Genomic DNA, 17,957 nt, shown 5'->3' on the forward strand with positions numbered 1-17,957 from the left:
GGAGATCGGCTTTCAGGTTGGCATAACAAGCGGCGTGTTGAGCACGACCACCGCGCGGCCTTCGGCCAGCGCGCGCCCTGCTTCGTCCTTCACCGCGAATTCGTAGAGGATCTGGCTCGCATCACCCGAAACGCGCTGCGCATGTACATGCAGCAGGCCCTCGATTTCGTCGAGCCGCGCGACGGCCAGCCGTACCTTGCGTGCGCTGGCCAGGAAGCCGGCCGAAGGCTCGCTCCCCTCCGGCGCGATGAGGCCGCCATGCAGGGCCATGGCCTGCGCCGCGTACTCGATGGCATTGGGGGACAGCAGGCCACCGGCCGTGCGCAGCGGGTTCTCGGCGTGCCGATGCGTGCCGGTCGTGCAATGGATGTTGTGGGCGTCCCACGCCTGCAGTCGCTCCAGGAGGCACATGCTGCCGCTGTGGGGAATCAGGCGCGCAATGCCGGCACGGTCGAGCTGTTGCACTGCGTTCATGACGACGAAGACTCCTCGGCACGATCGGCCACCAGCAACACATTGGCGAAGGGCGTGCCCGCGCTCATCGGAACGCTCTGCACCGGCGAGAAGCCCAGGCCGTGCAGCAGCGCCGTCCATTCGGAAAGCGTCCGTCCCCAGGTTGGGGAGACGCGGTGCCCGCGGATGCGGGTGACGGTGCGATCGACCCACTGGCTGATCGCGAAGCCGCGGCGGCTGGCCGCATCGCCCACGCGCAGCAGCAGCCGGCCACCCGGTTGCAGCGCGCCGTGCACGCGGCGCAGCACGCCTTCCTGCGCAGCGTGGTCGACGTAGTGCAGCACGTCGAGGATCACGACCAGGTCGCAGGCTGGCAATGTCGCCTTGCACATGTCCTCGCAGACGAAGCGCGGCGCGGGCTCCAGGTGCCCGATGGAGGCTTGGGCGCGCGCCACGTCCTTGGGCATCAGCTCGATGCCCGTGTAGTGGGCCGTGGCCGGCGAGGCGACCCAGGCGCCGGGCCAGCGGCCGGGCTGCGCCTGCATGCCCGTCATTGCCGAAAGAAGGCTGGCGAACAGGCCCTGGCCGCAGCCGATGTCCACCACGCGGCGGCGGCGTTCGCCGATCAGGCCGCGCTCGATCAGGCCGCGGAACACCGGGTCGCGACCCAGCTTGCCGCGGGCAAAGTGCCAGGCAAAGCTGCCGGCCTTCTTGTACGGCGCGGTGGCCGCTTCATGCAATTGACGCCAGGCGGCGTCCGTCGAGAGGCTGTCGTTCATGAAGGCGGATCAGGGAGTCAGGGCTTGTGGCAGCGTCACGGCCCGCAAGCCGTCGGCGTGAGCGCGCTCGAGCAGAAGAGGCAGGACTTCGAGCACGACAGGTCGTCCGCCGGACGTGCGCGCGGCGTTGCCATCGTGCAGCAACAGGATGTCCCCGGCCCTCAGGTCTTTCGTGAGGCGTGCGAGCACGGTGGCCGCGTCAGGCTCGCGGGTATCGAAGCCGCGACGCGTCCAGCTCACCAGCACCAGCCCCAGGCGATGCAGCACCGGCGCGAGAAAAGGGTTGCGCAGTCCGGCCGGCGCGCGAAAGCAGATGGGGCGCTGGCCCGTCACCTCTTGCAGCAGCAGCTGCGCGCGCTCGATCTCGGCATGGAAGCCGCGCGGGCCGAGCAAGGAGAAGGTGTGGCGATGCCGCGCCGTGTGGTTCTGGATGCTGTGGCCGCGCGCGACGATCTCGCGCGCCAGGGCCGGCTGCTCCCGCACGCGTTCGGCGATGCAGAAGAAGGTGGCCCGCTGGCCGTGGGCGTCGAGCAGGTCCAGCACCTGCGGCGTGACCTCGGGATCGGGCCCGTCATCGATGGTGATCGCGATCTCGCCGCGCGCCGCCGATGCGACCGGCAGCCGCGTGATGTTCGGCCCCAGCAGGCTGCTTCGCGGCGTGAGGCCCGCGGCAGTGATCAGCACATGGTTCAGCACCACCGCACCGATGGCCCAGGGCATCGCACCCGGCACGAAGAGGGCCGCGGCGAGCGCCAGCAAATGCCAGCCGACACTGGCGCGCACGACAGGCGGCCAGGGCCACGATCCGGAGGCAGGAAGGGCTTGCGACATCGGCGCCGATTCTCCCATCAGCGACGCGGCGCGGAAGCACCCGCCGGCCCGCGCGCGAAGGCGGCCGACAGCAGCAGCGCCAGCAGCGCACCGGGCGCGACCACGCGGCCGATGGCCGACAGCGCGGGGATGTCGGAGATCGCGATCAGCGTGAAGGACACCACCGTCGTCAGGTTGGCCAGCAGCAGCGAGGCCAAGGTGTCCTCGTCGGCACGGCCGGTTTCCCGCAGCTGGTCGAAGAAGAGCGCGTAGTTGGAGCCTACCGCCACCACCAGCAGCAGCCCCACCAGGTGCAGGATGCCCAGCGGTACCTGCAGCAGGGCCAGCCCGCCCAGCGTGAGCAGCACGGCGACCAGGAGCGGTTCGCACACGGCCAGCAGCCGCCGGCCCGAGCGCAGCCACGCGCCGAGCAGCAGCACCACCGCGAGCGCCCCCAGCATGACCTGCACGAAGGCCTCGTGCAGGTAGCGCCGATAGAGGCTGCGCAGCTCGTCGCCCACATTGACCACCTGCACCTCGGGCACGCCGGCGAGCGCGGCCTCGAGCCGCTTCGCGTCGAAGCGCTCGCCCGGATGCAGCGCGATCAGCGTCGACCAGCCGCCGCCCGGGCGCTCGAACATCAGCGCGCTGAGCACCGCGTCCAGCGGTCCGCCGGACAGATCGGTGCGGCGAACCATGGGCTGGCCGCGCGCCTTCTCCACATCGGCGAGGAAGGGCTCGAGCCGGCTGGCGGGCAAGGGCAAGCCCTGGGTGGCCTCGGCAAGCCGCGCCTTCAGGGTGGCGGCATCGGGCAGGCTGGCGATGCGCGCGGCTTGCGTGGCCTCGCTGGGCAGCACGCGGGTCACGCTTTCGAAGCCGGCGAGCTCGCCCTGGTCGACCAGCGCCTCCAGTTTCGCGCCCGCGGCTTCGGTGTTGCGCAGGGCGGCCTGCTCGTCCGCGCCGCGCACCACCACCAGCGTGCCGCCGTCGCTGGCGCCGATGTCGGCCCGCAGCGCCTCGTCGAGCTGCTGCGCCGCCTTGGGCACCGGGCTCATCGCGCTCAAATCGGCGCGCCACAGGTGGCCGCCCTGCCAGAGCACCAGGCCGAACGCTGCAATGCCGAGGCCGATGAAGACAAGGCGCAGCCGTGGCAGGGCCCGCACGATCAGCCCGGCGATGTGCGCCATCTGCCGCCGCATGCCCATGCCGGCCGCGCCGTCGGGGGCCAGCACCGGCAGCACGAAGCGCGCCACCAGCGCGGCGGCGATCAGTCCTGCGAGCGAAAACACGCCCAGCTGCGCCAAGCCCGGAAAGCCCGAGAACACCAGGGCCGCGAAGCCGCAGACCGAAGTCAGCAGGCCCAGCCGCACCGTGGGCCAATGGATCTCGCGCCAGCGCATCCACCCGGTGCCCGGCACGGCGGCGCCGCGCGCCTGGATCAGGTAGTAGATCGCGTAGTCGATCGTCTCGCCGATCAGCGTGCTGCCGAAGCCCATGGTGAGGCCATGCACCTCGCCGAACGCCAGGCTCACCGCCGCCGTACCGCCGACCACGCCGGTCGCCACCGGCAGCAGCGCCACCACCAGCGCGCGCGGCGAGGCGAAAGCCAGCAGCAGCAAGGCGCCCATCACGATGCCGCCGACGGTCGCGAGCTGGATCGCCTCGTGCTTGATCTGGTCGCGGCTCTGCACCGAGAAGACGGGCGCGCCCGTCAGCTGCAGGCGCGGGCCGGCGCCGTTCATCTCTCGCGTGGCGGCATCGAAGGCCTGCTGGATGCGCGCGATGGCCTGCGCCTGCGCGTCCAGGTCGCTGCCGGCTGCATGGGTGGTGGCGAGGATCAGCGCCCGCGGCGCGCTGCGCGAGACCCACACGCCCTCCTCGCTGCGCGGCGAGCTCGCGGGGATCAGGCCCTCGGCGATGCGCTGCGTTTCGCCGGTGGGATCGCGCTCCAGCAGCGGCTTGACCAGGTTGCCGGCCGGCGTGCCCAGCAGCGACAGCGTGTCGCCGATGGCATCGCGCAGGCCTGCGGCCGTAAACCGTTCGGGTGCGACGTCGGGCGCCAGCTGGTAGCGGTGCTCGAAGAGCCAGGTGCCGGCCTCCTTCCAGTCGCCGGTCTCGCCGTTCTGTACCTGGTCGAAGAGCTTGCTCTCGCGCATCGATGCCGCGACGGCGCGCGACACCGCCCCGCGCTGGCCGGCATCCTTGCCGCCTTCGATGCCGATGAAGACGGTGCGCGACGCGATGCCGCTTTGCAGCTGTTCGATCAGCACGCGCTGCCGCTCGTCCGGGCTCGCGGGCAGGAAGGCCGAGAGGTCGGCGCTGAAATGCGTGCGCGCAATGAGCGCGATGCCCGCCGCCAGCGCGAGCAGCCAGATGATGATTGCCAGCGCGTGGCGCCTCCGGCCGGACGCTGCTGCCTCGGGACGGCTGCTCACGATGCGCCGCGCACGGGCGTGATGACCATGACCGAGCGGTCGCCGCCGATGAACTCCATCTCGATGCCGAGCACCTCGCCCGCCTTGCCCGTCAGTCGCAGCGACCGCACCTGCGCGGCCAGCTTCTCGTCGATGGGCGCGAGGTCCAGCGCCCACTTGTCGGCTGCGCCCGTCAGCGTGCTGCGAAAGTAGCGCTGCAGGGTCTGCGTGTTGCCGCTGAGGGTGCTGCGCATGGCTTCGACCATGCCGAGCAGCTCGGGCATGCTGTCCAGCGTCATCGTGCGGGTGCGGCCGCCGCGCGACAGGGTCAAGGTGTTGCCGTCGACCGACATGGTCTCGGGCCGCGGCGTGAGCGTGCGCCGCGTCAACCGGTCGGGGGCGTGAAAGCTCAACGTGCCGCTCGCGTCCAGCGGCCCTTCGATGCCGCGCACGAAGCGCTGCTCGGTGAAGCGCGCCTCGCCATTCTTCTGCCGGGCGAGCAGGCCCATCAGCTCGGGCAGGTCGAAGGCCCAGGCGGAGGATGCTGTGAAAGCCAGCGCGGCGACCAGCCAGCGCGACCAGCGCTCAATCTTCTTGCCAGAAGTCATGGAAGTTGAACCAGTTGTAGGGGTAGGCGCGACAGAGGGCCTCGAGCCGCGCGACATAGCTTTCGAGCGCGGCGCGGATGCGGCGTTCACGCTCGGCCGGGTCGGACACACGTTCGCTGAAGTCGGCCAGCGGCTCGAAATGGACATCGTAGCGCGCGCCCCCCACGTAGAGGCCTGCCATGAAGAACACCTTGCGCCGCAGCAGCGCGGCCAGCCGGAATGGACCGTCGTTGATCAGGGCCGGATGCCCGAGAAAGGGCAGCCTGATGCTGTTGCCGCGTTGCTGGCCGGCTTCCTCCGGGCCCGGCAGCGTGCGGTCGGCCAGGAGCCCGGCCAGGCCGCCGCCATCCAGCCAGTCGCGCAGATCGAGCATGGAGTGCGGCCGGCCCAGCGCGATGATGTGCGGCCGCAGGCCGGGCTCGGCGATGGCGTCGAGCACCGCGGTGATCTGCTGTGCATTGTCCTGGTACATCAGCATCGCAAGCGGCAGTTCCTTCGGCCGCCCGCTCTGGTGCTTGCAGGCGCCCATGGCCTCGAAGCTGCCGATGTGCGCGCCGAGCATGAAGGCGCCGCGCCCCGCGGCAACCTCGGCCTCTACCGGTGCATTGCCGTGCACGCGCACGTCGAACAGGTCCATGCGCCCGCGCAGGAAGTAGATGCGGTCGAGCACGGTCGACGCAAAGGCGTGCAGCAGCCGGTATCCATCGGACCAGCCCGCGCGAGGACCGATGGCGCGGAACAGGTAGCGCTTGATGTGCCGCCGCGGCGCGGGCGAGAACAACAGGAAGTACAGGGAGATGGGATGCAGCACCAGCCGTGCCACCGGGCGCCCGCAGCGGATCGCGATCCAGCAGATCACCCGCAGCGCCAGCATGTTGCTGCGTTCCGGCGTGCGCGACCAGTCGGGTTGGGGCGATTTCGCGTCGCCGGCCTCGGGCGGCTGTGCCACGCTGATCGGAACGCCTTCGCCTTCGGCCGCCACGCCTTGGGCCTTCGCAACGGCCGAGCGGCGCACCGGACTACCCTGGCCTTCGGCTGCGGTGCGATTCGCCTTCGGGACGGCCGCACGGCTCATGACTCGCCCCCGGGGGTCCAGCGGCCGCTCGCGGCGACCACCTCCGCCACCCGCACTTCGAAGCGCAGCCCACGCGAGGCACCGCTCTCGGGGTTGAGGTCGATGCGCAATACGCTGCCCGGACGTACTGGCGCGAGGAACTTGGCCGCGGCGAGGGTTGGCCGCGGGCCCAGGCGGGCCGCCAGCGCAGGCACCTGCCGGGCGGCCTCCAGCACCTCCGACAGCAGCAAGGCGCCGGGCAGCAGCGGCTGGCCCGGGAAGTGACCCGCGAAAGCAGGATGGTCTGGCGGTACTTCGTGCGTGAGCTGCACCGGCGTGCCGTCCCCTGCAAGCTGCGCCAGCGCGAACTCGCGCAGGGCGCGCGCCGTCAGCTTGCCGGTGCCCTCCCGCGGGAAGGCATTCACATGCACGACTCGACGCGGCACGAAGACCGCTTCGAGGCGCTCGCGCAGCGCGGCCACGATCGCGTGGGCATCGAGCGTGGGTGCGACCACGAAGGCCACCGGTCGCACCACGCCGTCGGTCACGTCGTCAGGCAGCCAGAAGGCGCCGTCCTCCACGCCCGGAATGCTGTTGAGGTGGTGGTTGAGGTAACCCAGCGAGCTGCGCCGGCCGGCGACGTGGATCAGGTCGTTGGCGCGCCCGAGCAAGCGGAACCGACGCTCGTCGAGCAGTTCCAGCACGTCGGCCATCGGCGTCGGCTCGGGAACGAAGTCGCCCTCGAAGACGAAGCGCTCCGCGCCCGCGGCATCGTGCTCGGCATGCACACGGATGTCGCCTAAGGTCTCCCAGACATCGCTGCGCGTCGGGCGCCGCGTCGCGACCTGGCCCGATTCGGTGCTGCCGTAAATCTCGATCAACTGGCCGCCCATGGCCTGCTCGGCCTGCGCCGCGAGCTGCGGCGAGAGCGGCGCGGTGGCGGAGAGGATCAGGTCCACCGGCGGCAGCGCGATGCCGGAGAGCAGCAGCGTCTTGAGGTGAAACGGCGTGGTGACCAGCGCGCGCGGCTGCGGCACCGAGGCCAGCGCCTCGGCGACATCGGCCGGGAAGAAGGGGCGGCCGCTGTCGAAGGCGGCACCACCAAGCATCGCGAGCAGCGCCGAGGATTCGAGCCCGTAGCTGTGCTGCACCGGCACGGTGGCCACCAGCGTCAGGCCAGCGAGCGAGCGGCGCCCGAGCAGCTCGGCCAGCCGGGCCACCGCGGCAGCCACATCACCCACCAGCGTCCTCCAGGCCTTGGGATGCGGCTGCGGCGCGCCTGTGGAGCCGGATGTCAGCAGGCTCACGGCATGCAGGCCGGCCTTGATTGCCGGCACCGGCTGCGCCTCCGGGCCGCCGGGCGGCGGGCGGTGCTCGACCAGGATGCGCGGCATGCCGGGCGTGGCGACTTGCGGGTCGTCCAGCACCGCATACGTGCGGCCGTCCGGTTCCACCAGCCGTGCCAGCGTGTCGGGCCGCGCATCGGGCGGCAGCAGGCTGGCCTGGCCGCGCACCAGCGCCGCCGCGAGACCCAGTGCGAAGGCATAGCGATCGGTGCAGAGGTTGACCGCCGGGCCGCCCTCGGGCAGTTGCGATGCCAGGCGCGCCACGTCGGCCAGGAACTCGCGCGCGCTCACCGGCACGCCGGCGCGCCAGGCGAGGGGCGCGTCCGGATCGCGAGTGCTCAGGAGAGGAAGAAGATCAAGGCCAGTCACATTCATTGCCGTGCAGCCGGGTCGGCCGGCGCGCTGTAGAAGGCGCGCACCGTGTCGATCAGGCGGGTGCGCTCGAATTCAGGATGCAGCCGGTAGCGCAGCAGATACTCGCCCACGAAGAGCATTCCGACCATCAGGGGCGTCAGCAGGTTGGCCAGCACGGACCAGGCAGCGAAGGACATCGTGGCATACACCGCGACCGAGGCCAGCACCATCGACGCGAAGTACGCGGTCCAGATCCACGTCACGCGCCAGGTGTACTCGCGCATCCCCGGCGACAGCGGGTGGATGCGCGCGGCGAACTGGCCGATCAGCGACAGTCGATCGCGCCGCAGCGTGCTGCCGAACCAGCCGCACAGCAGTGCATTGATCCCCACGTGCTGCAGCATGTAGAGCCGATTGGGGTCGCCTGCCTCGCCGCGCAGCACCAGCGCGAATCCGAGCACGCCCACCACCGCCGCGACGCCCAAGCCCCAGGCGCCGAAGCGGCTACCCGCGAGCCCCAGCGCCGTCAGCCACAGCGGACCCAGCAGCACCCCTACCGCCCAGGGCTCGGCGGCATGAAAGAGCATCATCCATTGGGAAACACCGGCATAGGCCACCCCCGCGAGCAGCAGGAGCGCCATGCGCCATCGAGACATGACTCAGGATTCGCCGCGATTCTGGGCGACGTGGGCTGCGAGGCTGCGCAGCGACTGGAAGATCTGCTGGTTGCGCTCGTCGTCCGAGCGCAGCTGGAAACCATACTTGCGCGAAACCTCGAGCGCGACCTCGAGGATGTCGATCGAATCCAGCCCCAGCCCTTCGCCGTACAGCGGCGCCGTCGGCGCGATCTCGGAGGGTGAGATCTCGAGGTTCAGCGACTCGACCAGGAGCACGGCCAACTCGTTCTCCAGAGCGGATTGTTCAGGCGCATCGCCAAGGGCGGAAATGGATGATTGGGTCGATGACAAAAGGGGACTCCGGGGGCTTTTGAATGAACTATCGCACGGGGTCGGAATTATAGGAGGCGCCCTCGTGCGCCTTGGATAGACTGCGGCCAATCCCCAACCCCGGAGCACCCCATGGCCGAACCCCTCCTGATCGCCCTCCACGACACTACCGAATGCACCCTTCTGCCGGGGTTCGCCAATCGCCATGGCCTGATCACCGGCGCCACCGGCACCGGCAAGACCGTCACCCTGCAGACCATCGCCGAGAAGCTCTCGGCCATCGGCGTGCCGGTCTTCATGGCCGACGTCAAGGGCGACCTGACCGGCGCCAGCCAGGCGGGCAGCATCGGCGAGAAGATGGCCGCCACCCTGAAGGAGCGCGGCCTCGACCTGCCCCAGCCGCTCGCCTGCCCGGTGACGCTGTGGGACGTGTTCGGCGAACAGGGGCACCCGGTGCGCGCCACGGTGTCCGACATGGGCCCGTTGTTGCTGGGGCGCATGCTCAACCTGAACGAAACACAAGCCGGCGTGCTGAACCTCGTGTTCAAGATCGCGGACGACAACGGCCTTCTGCTGCTGGACCTCAAGGACCTGCGCGCCATGCTGCAGCACGTGGGCGAGAACGCCAGCCAGTTCACCACCGAGTACGGCAACATCAGCGCCGCCAGCGTGGGCGCGATCCAGCGCGGGTTGCTGCAGATCGAGAGCCAGGGCGGCGACAAGTTCTTCGGCGAGCCGATGCTCAACATCTCGGACTTCATGCAGACCGAAGGCGGCAAGGGCGTGGTCAACATCCTGGCGGCCGACAAGCTGATGAACTCGCCGCGGCTCTATGCCACCTTCCTGTTGTGGCTGCTGTCGGAGCTGTTCGAGCAGTTGCCCGAGATCGGCGACCCGGAACAGCCCAAGCTGGTCTTCTTCTTCGACGAGGCGCACCTGCTCTTCAACGAGGCGCCGAAGGCACTGGTCGAGCGCATCGAGCTGGTGGTGCGGCTGGTGCGCTCGAAGGGGGTGGGCGTGTTCTTCGTGACGCAGAACCCGCTGGACATTCCGGACTCCGTGCTCGCGCAGCTGGGCAATCGCGTGCAGCACGCGCTGCGCGCGTTCACGCCGCGCGACCAGAAGGCAGTCAAGGCCACCGCCACGACGATGCGGCAGAAGCCGGGCCTGGACATCGAGACCGCGATCACCGAGCTGGCGGTGGGCGAAGCGCTGGTGAGCTTCCTCGACGCCAAGGGTCGGCCCAGCATCACCGAGCGCGTCTACGTGCTGCCGCCCGGCAGCCAGATCGGGCCGATCACGCCCGCGCAGCGGCAGGCGCTGATCGCGAACTCGCTGGTGGCGGGCGTCTACGAGAAGTCGGTGGACCGCGAATCGGCCTACGAGAAGCTCAAGGGGCGCGCCGAGACGGCGCCCGATGCGCCGCCCGCGGTTGCCGGCAAGCCTGGCGCTGCGGCGCCGGCCGAGTCGGGCGGCGTGATGGGCAGCCTGAACGAGATCCTGTTCGGCTCGACCGGGCCGCGCGGCGGCAAGCGAGACGGCCTCGCGCAGACCATGGCCAAGTCCGCGATGCGGACGATGGGCACGCAGGTGGGGAAAGAGATCCTGCGAGGGGTGCTGGGGGGAATCTTCGGGGCCAAGACGCGGCGGTGAGTAAGCCGTCCAATACAGAAATCCATACGATGGTTGGCAGCCGCGGCCATTCACCAAGGCGAGCACGTGGCCCGCTTCGACGCCGAGTTCAAGCGTCGTCTGCTGCCGAAAACGCAGTTCACGAGACTTTCGGCCGCATCGTGAGTTCGTCCGCCCGCATTCACCAACGCAGCAGCCGGTGCCCGACCAGCGCCCCCGCCACCACCGGCAGCGCCATCCCGATCACATACCAGATCGCCAGGAACGGCCCCGCCAGTTCCGGGCAGTGCAAGGCATAGACCGCCGCGCCGGCCCCCGCCGACATCGCCCCGGCCGCGGCACCGGCCAGCGCCGGCTGCGTGGGCGCGAGGCTCTTCAGTGCCACCAGCGAAGCCACGAACACCGGCAGCGAAATCAATGCGATGTTGAAGGCGCAGCTCCGCCAGGTCTGCCCCCACACCATCGCCGCGCGCTCGTCGACCGGGGCCATCAGCCACGTCACGAGCCCGATCGCCCACACCAGCAGCACCGGTACGGCCAGGCCCAGCCACGCGACACGCACGCGCACCCCGGGCCGCGCCAGCCGCTGCACGACCACGAAGCCCGCCACGGCGATGCAGGCCGGGAACAGCAGCTTGACCCAGAACATCGGCCAGAACATGGTCTGCACCAGGTCGCGACGCACGCCGTACTCGAAGGCCATTACGGCGATCGACAACGGCAGCCCGACCGCGAGGGCGAGGGCGAAGCGCCGTGCGGCCGCGTGCCTCGGCACCGGCTGCGCCTGGGAAGCGAGCAGGGAAACGAGCTCGTCTGTCTTCATGATGATGTCTTTCCGATCTTCAATGCCAGCGCCTTCAGTCCGCGATGGATGCCGACCTTGACCGCCGACTCCGACATGCCGGTCAGGCGTGCCGTCTCGGCCACCGAGAGGCCTTCGAGCTTGACGTGCACGATCGGCACTCGATGCCGGTCGGGCAAGGTGTCGAGCAGGCCGGCCAGGTCACGGCGCGCATCGCTGGCTTCGGTGGCCGAATCCGCAAACACGGCCAGCTCGTCATCGAGCGGGTCGTTCAGTGCCTCTCGAGCGGACTTCGATCGTAGAAGGTCGATCATCTTGTAGCGCGCGATCGCGTGCACCCAGGCCGTCAGCGGCTGGTCGCTCTGGTAGGTGTGGCGCTGGTTGTGCATGGCGAGCAGGCATTCCTGGACAAGATCCTCGACTTCATCGGGCCAGCCGAACAAACGCCTGGCCAGAAAGGCGCGCAAGTGGGCGCTGAGCTTCTGCAGGAAGGCGCGATAGGCCTGCGCATCGCCGTCCAGGCCGCGCACGAACAGCTCGTGCAGCACCGTCTCCGCATCGCTCTTAGCCATCGGACTCCCACTGGTCATTCGTGCTTTCTGCTCCGCCGGTTACAGCCGGCGCGAAAAAAGAAACCGCGCGAATTGTGCCGCGCGCCGTAACCCGACCCGCGCAGGCCGCGAAGTAGAAAGCGACTGCGCCAGACGGTGCGGTTGCAATCTTCACTCAACCACTGGAGCACATTCCATGATCACTCGTCCCCTCGCCATCACCGCACTCGCCCTCGGCGCACTCGCTGCCGGTTCCGCCATGGCCCAGGATGCGAAGCCGATGGCCGACAAGATGGCCACGATGGAAAAATGCTACGGCGTCTCGATGGCCGGCAAGAACGACTGCGCCGCCGGCGCCGGCACCACCTGCGCGGGCACCTCGAAGGTGGACTACCAGGGCAACGCCTGGAAGAACGTGCCGGCCGGCACCTGCGCCACGATCAAGACGCCCAAGGGCATGGGTTCGCTGGAGCCGATCAAGTCCTGATCGAACCTGCAGCCCCGTTCACCCATGTCCTCCCCCGTGCTCACGGCTGGCCTCGGCCTCAAGGCCGAGCACTACGACGCAGCCGTATCGGCACGCGTCGAGGGCCTGTGGTTCGAGGTCCATCCCGAGAACTACATGGTGACGGGCGGGCCGCGACTCGGTTGGCTCGAGGCGGTGCGCGAGCAGCATCCCGTCTCGCTGCACGGCGTGTCGCTCTCGCTCGCGGGTGAGAGCGAGCCTGATGCTGCACACCTGCGCCGGCTTGCAGCGCTTGCCGAGCGTATTCGTCCCGCGCTGATCTCCGAACACCTGGCCTGGTCGGCGTGGAACGGCCACTACGTTCCCGACCTGCTGCCCTTTGCCCGCACGACCGAGGCCCTTCACCGCATCTCGGCGAACGTCGGCCGGGCGCAGGACGCGCTTGCCACGCCGATCGCCATCGAGAATCCCTCCCACTATCTGCGATTCGACAACCACGACTGGGACGAGATCGACTTCCTGGCCGAGCTGGCGCGCCGCACTGGCTGCACGCTGCTGCTGGACATCAACAACGTCCATGTGTCGGCGCACAACCTGGGCTACGCGGCCGAGTCCTGGCTGGACCGCTTCCCGGCGGCGAGGGTCAGCGAGATCCATCTGGCCGGCCATTCGCACGACCCCGCGTGGGGCGAGGCCCTGCTGATCGACTCGCACGATGCGCCGGTCGCGCCCGAGGTCTGGCGCCTCTATCGCCGCTTCATCCAGCGCGCCGGCGCACGGCCCACACTGATCGAGCGTGACGGCAACGTGCCGACCCTCGACACGCTGATGTTGGAACGCAGCATCGCCGAGACCGCCCTGCGCGAAAACGCGGGCGCAACAAGGGCAGAAGCATGACCTTCCACGACGCCTTCGCCCAGGCCTTGTTTGCACCCGGGACGGTGACCGACCCCGTCGTGCGCCAGCTCGCAGCGCAGCCTGCCTTCGCGGTCTACCGCAACACGGTCATGAAGGGCTGCATCGACGCGCTCGAAGCCAATTTCCCTGCGGTCGCGCGGCTCGTGGGAAGCGAATGGTTCCGTGCCGCCGCCGCGCTGCATGCAGCGGCGAGCCCGCCGCACGATGGGCGGTTGCTGCACTACGGCGAGCGCTTCGCCGATTTCCTCGAGCATTTCAAGCCGGCCGCCGAACTGCCCTATCTGCCCGGTGTCGCACGCCTCGATGCGCTTTGGCGCGAGGCTCACGCGGCCGGGAACGCGCCGCAGCTCGACGCGGCGTGGCTGGCGCGCCATGCGCCCGAGCGGCTGGGGACGATGGTGCTTCGCCTCCACCCCGCGACGCGCTGGGCATGGTTCGACGAGCAGCCGATCTACAGCATCTGGGCGCGCAATCGCGGTGAAGATTGCTGTGAGGACGAAGAACTCGTCTGGCGCGGCGAAGGAGCGCTCATCACGCGCCCCGCCGATGCAGTGACCTGGCATCCCATCGGCTGGGCCGGCTGTGTCTTCCTCGATGCCTGCGCCGCCGGCCTGCCGCTCGGCAACGCCGCCGAGCAGGCCCTGGCCCTCGACGCCGCGACCGACCTCGCCGCACTGCTGGAATCACTGCTGCGCGCCGGCGCGTTCACCACCACCGATCCATCCACCGAAAGCACGCCATGAGCTCGAACACAGCCGCCTCTGCACCCTCCACCACTTTCGCACCCGACGAGGGGCATGGCGTTCGCGCCCGCTGGAACCGGTTCGCCGAGCTGCTCACGCGCCTCGTGCCTCACGACCTGCTGGCGCTCGCTGCGCGCGTGGGCATCGCCGCCATCTTCTTTCTCTCGGGCCGCACGAAGGTCGAGGGCTTCCTGATGCTGACGCCAAGCGCCTACGAGCTGTTCCGCACCGAATACAAGCTGCCGCTGCTGCCGCCCGAACTCGCAGCCCATCTGGCGGCCTACGCCGAGCACCTGTTCCCGGTGCTGCTGGTGCTGGGCCTGTTCACTCGCCTCTCGGCGCTCGCGCTGCTGGGCATGACGCTGGTGATCCAGGTGTTCGTGTATCCCGATGCGTGGCCGACGCACCTCTCGTGGGCGGCGCTGCTGCTCTATCTCGTCGGGCGCGGGGGCGGCGCGCTGGCTCTCGACCGTGTGTTGCGCATCGCCTAGCGCCGCAGGCCCGCGGCTTGCCAGCCGCAGAAGCCCTCGCTACATTGTGTTTTTTGAGGGCCTGCAATGTCCGTTGACGCCATTCCGACTCCTTCTTCGCCGACGCTTTCCCCGAATCCTCCCGAGCCCTCCCTCCCCGCGTCTTCATCCGTATCGCCGGGTGCTTCCGCCCTGCAACGGCCCCACATCCGCCTGACCTCGCACGCGGGCGGCATGGGCGCACTGCCCATCCAGTGGGGCGCTGCCACGCCTGCCGAGCGCGGGCCGGTGGTGGGCACCACCACCAAGCGTGCGCACCGCAACGTGATCGGCACCCACAGCGGCTCCTACAGCGTCTACCGCGCGCTGGCCGTGGCGGCGGGCGCGCTCAAGCGCGAGCACAAGGCGGACCTGACCAACACCGCACCCACCGACGTGATCGGGCCCTACCCGCAATGGAGCGAGCCGGGCCGCATCGTCTCGCTCGACCCCTGGGGCGCGGTGGTGGCCGATGCCTTCGCGACGGAGCTGGCGGCCGGCTACGACATCCGCCCGACCATCGCGATCACGAAGGCGCACGTCATCCTGCCCGAAGTCATCGAGGGGCTGCAGACGGGCCGGCTCGTGGCCGACGGCAAGTTCCTCACGCCCGGCGGGGCAGCCATCGTCACGAAGGCCGCGATCGAGCCGGTCTGGTACCTTCCCGAGGTGGCGCGCCGCTTCGGCTGTTCCGAGACCGACCTGCGCCGCGTGCTCTTCGAGGAGACCGGTGGCATGTACCCGGAGCTCGTGACGCGCTCGGACCTCGAAGTGTTCCTCCCACCCATCGGCGGCCAGACGCTCTACATCTTCGGCAACCCGCGCGACCTGGCCAACCCCGAGGTCGAGCTCACCGCGCGCATCCACGACGAGTGCAACGGCTCCGACGTCTTCGGGTCCGACATCTGTACTTGCCGCCCCTATCTCACGCACGCCATCGAGGAATGCATTCGCGGCGCGCAGCGCGGCGGCGTCGGCCTCATCGCCTACTCGCGCAAGGAAGGCCGGGCCCTCGGGGAGGTGACCAAGTTCCTGGTCTACAACGCGCGCAAGCGCCAGGTGGGCGGCGACACGGCCGACCAGTACTTCGCGCGCACCGAATGCGTGGCCGGCGTGCAGGACATGCGCTTCCAGGAGCTGATGCCCGATGTCTTCCACTGGCTGGGCATCCGCAAGATCCACCGCCTGGTGTCGATGAGCAACATGAAGTTCGACGCCATCGCCGGATCGGGCATCGAGATCGGCGAGCGGGTGAACATCCCCGACGAGCTGATCCCCGCCGACGCGCGCGTCGAGATGGACGCCAAGATGGCGGCCGGCTATTTCACGCCCGGCGTGGTGCCGGACGCCGATGAACTCAAGAAGGCCAAGGGAAGGACCCTCGATACATGAGCAAGAACACCTACGGGCTCGACGCGGATCGCGCCACCTCCAATGTCGCAGTGCGCCACGCCGATGCGCAAGGCCATGTCGATCCCGCCCTCGAGTTCGTCGAGGACACGACCCACCCCGCCGGCGCAGCCGCCTTCCTGCGCACCACGCGTGCGATCCGCATCCGCGCGAACGCGCTGCTGGCGCGCGCCCGGCGCGGCGAGTCCGAGTGGTTCACCATCGGCGACGAGGACGCGCTCGCGGAGACGGCGCGAACGGTGGCGGAGGTGACGCGCGAGCGCTACGGCTCGGGCACCATTCCCTTCCACAGCCGCTGGCGCCACTTCGAGGCCGGCGGGGTGGACCGGCTGCAGGAACTCGACCGCCTGCTCGGCCCTGTCGAGTCCTCGCTGCGCGCGCGCGCCCACATCGACCTGGTGCTGGTGAGCGTGCTGCTCGACGCCGGGGCGGGCCCCTACTGGCACTACACCGAGCCGGCCACGGGCCAGCGCTTCACGCGCTCCGAAGGGCTCGCCGTGGCAAGCTTCCATGCCTTCACCGGCGGCCTGTTCTCGTCCGACCCCGACCGGCCGCTGCAGGCCGATGCCGCCGGCCTGCGCAACCTGGTCACCGACCGGCTGGGCGATGCCTTGCAGATCAGCGACGCCAATCAACTGATCGGCCTGCCCGGGCGCGCCATGCTGCTGCGCCGGCTCGGCGAAGCCATGAGCGAGCAGCCGGAGAACTTCGGCGATCCGGGCCGCCCGAGCGGCATGCTGGATGCGCTGGTCAGCCCGCTGGGCCCGAACATCCCCCCGACGGCCGAGGTCGGCGCACACGACATCCTGACGCTGCTGCTGGAATCGCTGTCGCGCATCTGGCCCACCGCCAACGTGATCGCCCCCGGTGCAACGGGCCCTGGTGATGCGGTGGGCGGCGTCGCGCCGAACGAGCCGGTACTCGCGCTCGGCGACTGCTGGCGGCACAGCGCCGTGCGCGGACCCGGGCTGACCGACGGATGGATGCCCTTCCACAAGCTCTCGCAATGGCTCGCGTACTCGCTCATCGAGCCCTTCGAACGGGCCGGCGTCAAGGTGCGCCATCTCGAGGCGCTGACCGCTCTGCCGGAGTACCGCAACGGCGGCCTGCTGATCGACAGTGGCGTCATCGTGCCCCGCGACAAGGCCATGCTGGAGCGCACCTGGAAGGCCGGCGACGAGTTCATCGTCGAATGGCGAGCGCTGACCATCGCGCTGCTCGACGAGATGGCGGCGCGCGTGCGTGAGGTGCTCGGCCGCAGCGAGGAAGAGCTGCCGCTGGCGCGCGTGCTCCAAGGCGGCACCTGGGCGGCAGGCCGCGTGCTGGCACAACGCTTGCGTGGAGGAACGCCCCCCTTGCGCATCGAAAGCGACGGTACCGTCTTCTAGACTCCCCACTGTCGAAAACGCATTCAAGCCTACCCATGAGCAACGTCCACCTCGTCGATCATCCCCTCGTCCAGCACAAGCTCACGCTGATGCGCCGCAAGGAGGCCAGCACCAACAGCTTCCGGCGCCTTCTCAACGAGATCAGCATGCTGATGGCCTACGAGGTCACGCGCGACATGCCCATGCAGGACATCGAGATCGAGACCCCGCTCGAGACCATGAACGCCAAGGTGATCGACGGCAAGAAGGTGGTGCTGGTCTCCATCCTGCGCGCCGGCACCGGCATCCTCGACGGCATGCTCAGCGTGGTGCCCGGTGCGCGTGTGGGCCACATCGGGTTGTACCGCGACCCCAAGACGCTGACGGCGGTGGAGTACTACTTCAAGATGCCGGGCGAGATGGGCGAGCGCGACTGCATCGTGGTCGACCCGATGCTCGCGACCGGCAACTCGGCGGTCGCGGCCGTGGAACGGCTCAAGGAGCTGAACCCGAAGTCGATCAAGTTCGTGTGCCTGCTGACCTGCCCTGAAGGCATCAAGACCTTCCAGACCGCGCACCCCGACGTGCCCATCTACACCGCGGCCATCGACCGCGAGCTCAACAGCCATGGCTACATCCTGCCCGGGCTGGGCGACGCAGGTGACCGGATCTTCGGCACGAAATGACGCTCGCCCCCAGGTTGGCTCACTTCGTGTAGCCGCCCACCCCCTACCGGGGGCAACACCAGCGGCCCGGCAAAGCCGGTTCCGCGGTGTTTCCCGAATGATTTGCAA

Annotated in this window: 19 protein-coding genes; 8 read left to right on the plus strand and 11 right to left on the minus strand. The window is 69.5% G+C overall.

All coding sequences use genetic code 11. The features are described from left to right. Nucleotides 1-12: 12 nt before the first annotated feature. The 9 genes from G3W89_RS16490 to G3W89_RS16530 all read right to left on the minus strand — a co-directional run bounded on the left by G3W89_RS16490 (nucleotide 13) and on the right by G3W89_RS16530 (nucleotide 8,786). Complete coding sequence (locus G3W89_RS16490) at nucleotides 13-474, minus strand: hydroxymyristoyl-ACP dehydratase (RefSeq protein ID WP_162575199.1); 462 nt, start codon at nucleotides 472-474, stop codon at nucleotides 13-15. Continuing rightward, nucleotides 471-1,232, minus strand: a complete 762-nt coding sequence (locus G3W89_RS16495) for a class I SAM-dependent methyltransferase (RefSeq protein WP_162575200.1) — start codon at nucleotides 1,230-1,232, stop codon at nucleotides 471-473. Before G3W89_RS16495 ends, G3W89_RS16490 begins: the two co-directional genes overlap by 4 nt. Nucleotides 1,233-1,241: 9 nt before the next feature. Further along, nucleotides 1,242-2,081: a polysaccharide deacetylase family protein gene (locus tag G3W89_RS16500; protein ID WP_162575201.1), complete on the minus strand. Its 840-nt coding sequence runs from the start codon at nucleotides 2,079-2,081 to the stop codon at nucleotides 1,242-1,244. Beyond that, complete coding sequence (locus G3W89_RS16505) at nucleotides 2,081-4,477, minus strand: MMPL family transporter (protein ID WP_174258265.1); 2,397 nt, start codon at nucleotides 4,475-4,477, stop codon at nucleotides 2,081-2,083. The genes G3W89_RS16500 and G3W89_RS16505 overlap by 1 nt, the downstream gene beginning before the upstream one ends. Beyond that, nucleotides 4,474-5,064 carry a LolA-related protein gene (locus G3W89_RS16510; RefSeq protein WP_162575202.1) on the minus strand — a complete coding sequence of 197 codons (591 nt, stop codon included), beginning with the start codon at nucleotides 5,062-5,064 and terminating at the stop codon, nucleotides 4,474-4,476. Before G3W89_RS16510 ends, G3W89_RS16505 begins: the two co-directional genes overlap by 4 nt. Next, on the minus strand, nucleotides 5,042-5,938 hold the full coding sequence (locus G3W89_RS16515; protein ID WP_232076818.1) for an acyl-CoA synthetase: 897 nt from the start codon (nucleotides 5,936-5,938) through the stop codon (nucleotides 5,042-5,044). Before G3W89_RS16515 ends, G3W89_RS16510 begins: the two co-directional genes overlap by 23 nt. Nucleotides 5,939-6,135: 197 nt before the next feature. Beyond that, on the minus strand, nucleotides 6,136-7,839 hold the full coding sequence (locus G3W89_RS16520) for an AMP-binding protein (RefSeq protein WP_162575203.1): 1,704 nt from the start codon (nucleotides 7,837-7,839) through the stop codon (nucleotides 6,136-6,138). Further along, on the minus strand, nucleotides 7,836-8,474 hold the full coding sequence (locus G3W89_RS16525) for a hypothetical protein (protein WP_162575204.1): 639 nt from the start codon (nucleotides 8,472-8,474) through the stop codon (nucleotides 7,836-7,838). Before G3W89_RS16525 ends, G3W89_RS16520 begins: the two co-directional genes overlap by 4 nt. A 3-nt stretch (nucleotides 8,475-8,477) precedes the next feature. Continuing rightward, a complete protein-coding gene (locus G3W89_RS16530; protein WP_162575205.1) occupies nucleotides 8,478-8,786 on the minus strand; it encodes a phosphopantetheine-binding protein in 309 nt (102 codons plus the stop codon). A gap of 111 nt (nucleotides 8,787-8,897) precedes the next feature. On the opposite strand from G3W89_RS16530, the gene G3W89_RS16535 reads away from it, so the two are divergent. Beyond that, nucleotides 8,898-10,418, plus strand: a complete 1,521-nt coding sequence (locus G3W89_RS16535) for a helicase HerA-like domain-containing protein (protein ID WP_162575206.1) — start codon at nucleotides 8,898-8,900, stop codon at nucleotides 10,416-10,418. 160 nt (nucleotides 10,419-10,578) lie between these two features. Here the strand turns inward: G3W89_RS16535 and G3W89_RS16540 are convergent, their stop codons facing one another. Together G3W89_RS16540 and G3W89_RS16545 are read right to left on the minus strand one after the other, a co-directional pair. After that, complete coding sequence (locus G3W89_RS16540; RefSeq protein WP_162575207.1) at nucleotides 10,579-11,220, minus strand: DUF1109 domain-containing protein; 642 nt, start codon at nucleotides 11,218-11,220, stop codon at nucleotides 10,579-10,581. After that, nucleotides 11,217-11,789, minus strand: a complete 573-nt coding sequence (locus G3W89_RS16545; protein ID WP_232076582.1) for a sigma-70 family RNA polymerase sigma factor — start codon at nucleotides 11,787-11,789, stop codon at nucleotides 11,217-11,219. The genes G3W89_RS16540 and G3W89_RS16545 overlap by 4 nt, the downstream gene beginning before the upstream one ends. A 157-nt stretch (nucleotides 11,790-11,946) precedes the next feature. On the opposite strand from G3W89_RS16545, the gene G3W89_RS16550 reads away from it, so the two are divergent. The 7 genes from G3W89_RS16550 (at nucleotide 11,947) to upp (ending at nucleotide 17,849) form a co-directional block, all read left to right on the plus strand. Then, nucleotides 11,947-12,237 carry a BufA1 family periplasmic bufferin-type metallophore gene (locus tag G3W89_RS16550; RefSeq protein WP_162575208.1) on the plus strand — a complete coding sequence of 97 codons (291 nt, stop codon included), beginning with the start codon at nucleotides 11,947-11,949 and terminating at the stop codon, nucleotides 12,235-12,237. A 24-nt stretch (nucleotides 12,238-12,261) separates the two neighbouring features. Beyond that, nucleotides 12,262-13,113 (plus strand): MNIO family bufferin maturase, encoded by an 852-nt coding sequence (gene bufB / locus G3W89_RS16555; protein ID WP_162575209.1) that lies wholly within the window; start codon nucleotides 12,262-12,264, stop codon nucleotides 13,111-13,113. After that, complete coding sequence (locus G3W89_RS16560) at nucleotides 13,110-13,877, plus strand: HvfC/BufC N-terminal domain-containing protein (protein WP_162575210.1); 768 nt, start codon at nucleotides 13,110-13,112, stop codon at nucleotides 13,875-13,877. Before bufB ends, G3W89_RS16560 begins: the two co-directional genes overlap by 4 nt. Continuing rightward, nucleotides 13,874-14,368: a DoxX family protein gene (locus G3W89_RS16565; protein WP_162575211.1), complete on the plus strand. Its 495-nt coding sequence runs from the start codon at nucleotides 13,874-13,876 to the stop codon at nucleotides 14,366-14,368. The genes G3W89_RS16560 and G3W89_RS16565 overlap by 4 nt, the downstream gene beginning before the upstream one ends. Nucleotides 14,369-14,434: 66 nt before the next feature. Beyond that, nucleotides 14,435-15,778 carry a GTP cyclohydrolase II gene (locus G3W89_RS16570; RefSeq protein ID WP_162575212.1) on the plus strand — a complete coding sequence of 448 codons (1,344 nt, stop codon included), beginning with the start codon at nucleotides 14,435-14,437 and terminating at the stop codon, nucleotides 15,776-15,778. Further along, the gene (locus G3W89_RS16575) at nucleotides 15,775-17,184 is read left to right on the plus strand and encodes a URC4/urg3 family protein (protein ID WP_162575213.1); all 1,410 of its coding nucleotides are present in this window, start codon (nucleotides 15,775-15,777) and stop codon (nucleotides 17,182-17,184) included. Before G3W89_RS16570 ends, G3W89_RS16575 begins: the two co-directional genes overlap by 4 nt. Before the next feature lie 35 nt (nucleotides 17,185-17,219). Further along, on the plus strand, nucleotides 17,220-17,849 hold the full coding sequence (gene upp / locus G3W89_RS16580; RefSeq protein ID WP_068685359.1) for a uracil phosphoribosyltransferase: 630 nt from the start codon (nucleotides 17,220-17,222) through the stop codon (nucleotides 17,847-17,849). Nucleotides 17,850-17,957 lie beyond the last annotated feature (108 nt).

This window comes from Variovorax sp. PBL-H6 (assembly GCF_901827155.1).
Lineage (GTDB): Bacteria > Pseudomonadota > Gammaproteobacteria > Burkholderiales > Burkholderiaceae_C > Variovorax.